Raw genomic sequence first — 2834 nt, forward strand, 5'->3', positions numbered from 1 at the left:
TATCTTTTATTTTATCATAGTTTTGTTCCTTATAGGGAACTATTAGCTCTTTTTGTGCGGTATTTCCTTAACAATAAAGTGATATGTTCTCGCTTCTTTATCGTCTTCCAAGTCATATCTTCCTATCAAGAAACTATCGAAATAATCAAGTGAAAATTCCACATCATCTTTATGCTCCCCGGTCTTCAACTTATCCTCTTCATCAGAAAGGAAAAGACTTCTAAAATCGCATATATCACTTTTGACTCTTTCCATCACATAGGCGGCCGCTTCATTCTGAGAAATCTCCAATCTCGAACCATCAAGCATTAAAGCATACGGTCTGAACATCGTTGGAACACGATATGTAGGATAGACATAAATATAACCATCCTTTACCTCATAGTCCTCTCGGATATCTTTGTCTTTAATCTTTTTAATTTCATAACCAATTACTACCGAAATGGTATTATCAACTTCAATCACCGGAAATTTGTTATTCACAACACCGAAACATCTGTAGCGATGAATAATCTCCTGCTTTGTATCTGCATGATATTCGACATACATCTTATTCGTGTGTCTGTACTTCATATAAAATGTCATCGTCTCTTCGTTAAAGCCAAGTATCTCTGAGTACTTAGTTGAAATAGTGTGATTGGTTTCTGAATATGAAACCATATCCGTATCAAAGTCTTCAAAGAAATCCTGACTAAACTCCAACAGGTCTTCAGCACTACTAATATGAATACATCTGAAATAATGTCTGTCCTCATCCTCAATCATGTAGTAAAGCAGCTCATGCACGAGATATACCTGCGGAAACAATTTCATAAGAATACCTTTTGTTTCAAATACCCATGACGGAATTTCAGTATTATTAAGCACACCCACCAACTGCTCGAAATCATCAAACGTAAACTTTCTCTTCAAGTCTCTAACTAACAGTTTTGAAAGCTGCATGAACTGGTTTTTCTTCATAGAAAGATTATCTGCTTCTCTATCAAGAACTGTTCGAACCCTAGCAACAGTATCCTTTGACAAATATCCTTTTAAAGCAAAGTAGGTTACAAAGGCTTTTAAGTTTAGATTATGTTTATCACTAGGATCTTCATTTCCGATTAATTCATGACCAAGTCCATAGCTTAAGCACTCTCCCGCTTTTCTATATTCCATATAGCAACACCTCCTATGCTTCTTTAATTATCTTTTCCATTTCAACCAAGAAAGGTCCAGGCAATGCAATCGCTTTCTTTCTTGACATTTCTGCTTTCTTTTCTTTTGGATCTGGTTTACTTGACTCCATCATTTTACGAAGTCTGTTTTCGAACATTTCATCCACAATCTTTGCAAAACGTCCTGTTTCAACATCAATTTTCTTTCGTGTTGGAATATTAAATCTTTCCAACGGCTCAATCATTTTATAGAAAGACAAATCAGGGAGTGTTGTTATGTAAGGGTAATGCCTGTCTAACAGCATCAATGTCTCTCCCGTATTCTTATCTAAATGAGTAAGTCTATCTGGACTCAACAAAGGCCTTCGTTCATATGTATATGGATCTATCATAGTTCCACATCTTTTACTAATCATTCCAACCAGATTCATATCTGTTGATGACATATAAACCAGGTTCTGTGAATTACCAATCAACACCTCTGCAAGTTCTTTAGAATATGTCAAATATAGCTGGCACAAGCTCTGAAGTACTACCACAATTCTTATAGAACGGCTTCTACTAGCCGTCATCATATCGTTGATATTCTCAAGTTTTGCAATATTTCCAAATTCCTCAAGAATAAAATGCACAGTTCTTGGAAGTCTTTTATTATACTTTGTATGTGCTAAATCAATAAGAGTCGTGTATATCATATCTACGATAGAAGACACTACTGTACTGTATGTCTGTGGTGCTTCATCTCTTGTGATAATAAAAAGTGCCAATGGCTGCTTTCCAGAAACCACTTCTTCAATTCTGAATGTAGATTTTGTGGTCATATCCGCAATTTCTTCATTCAAAAGCACTCTTACTAAACCATTAGTAAAAATCGAATATATCGATGTTCTCGTCTCATTCGGGGCTGTAACAGACGGAATTCCAAGTTCATAGCATTTTTCATCCTTATGCTCATCCAAATATGCCTGAATTCTCATTGTTCCACGAACTTTTTCTATTCCCTCAATATGAATTCTATAAATCGTTTCAAGCGTTACATACTCCGGCTCATAGATAGTTGCCGCAATTGTGAAGTAACAAAGGAACAAGTTAACACTACTCTGCGTCCAAAACTTATCGTCCTTATCTTCTAAAGGGGAATACAGTGTTTGTGCAATACCTCTAGCAACCTCAAGCGCTCTGCCATGATTTCCTTTTCAATAAAGGTTTCCTTACCCTTTACCTTTAATGCTAATGATGAATCCACAATTTCGGAATACACTCTTCCGTAACTAGAAAAACCACAACCCTCACCAGCTGTCACAAGCAGAGCAGAAGCACTCTCACGAATTTTGCTAGAGCGTGTCTACGCAATACTTTACAAAACGTAAAAAATGTGAGATACTCGTATAAAACAGAGGAGGTTTTATACGATGGAACAACTACAAAATAGGCATGATTTAACCGATGCACAGTGGAATAGAATTGAACCGATCATCAAACAGCACTTAAATAAACGAGGTGGATCAAACGCCAATGACAACAGGGTGTTTGTCAACGCCTGCCTATGGATCGTAAGAACCGGCTCTCCTTGGAGAGATCTCCCTCCTCAATATGGAAAGTTCAATGCGGTCCATCGCAGATATAAACGATGGTGTGACAACCATATTTGGGAATATATCCTTGCAGAACTCATAACGG

General features: G+C 36.9%; 3 protein-coding genes. 1 reads left to right on the forward strand and 2 read right to left on the reverse strand.

The window, feature by feature from the left end:
* Positions 1-42: 42 nt before the first annotated feature.
* Positions 43-1155 carry a hypothetical protein gene (locus tag ACFO4R_RS08715; protein ID WP_379788707.1) on the reverse strand — a complete coding sequence of 371 codons (1113 nt, stop codon included), beginning with the start codon at positions 1153-1155 and terminating at the stop codon, positions 43-45.
* A 13-nt stretch (positions 1156-1168) separates the two neighbouring features.
* Entirely contained in the window at positions 1169-2311 is a 1143-nt protein-coding gene (locus ACFO4R_RS08720) for a type IV secretory system conjugative DNA transfer family protein (RefSeq protein ID WP_379788709.1), read from the reverse strand.
* A gap of 255 nt (positions 2312-2566) precedes the next feature.
* On the opposite strand from ACFO4R_RS08720, the gene ACFO4R_RS08725 reads away from it, so the two are divergent.
* The coding region (locus ACFO4R_RS08725; RefSeq protein ID WP_379788708.1) for a transposase at positions 2567-2834 on the forward strand (268 nt) is incomplete at its 3' end.

It is taken from the genome of Filifactor villosus (assembly GCF_042652965.1).
In the GTDB taxonomy this organism is placed as follows: domain Bacteria; phylum Bacillota; class Clostridia; order Peptostreptococcales; family Filifactoraceae; genus Filifactor; species Filifactor villosus.

What these genes read in the sequence shown, in the direction of transcription:
- ACFO4R_RS08715 (WP_379788707.1), bottom strand. Translation starts at nt 1,155, where the DNA reads ATGGAATATAGAAAAGCGGGAGAGTGCTTAAGCTATGGACTTGGTCAT.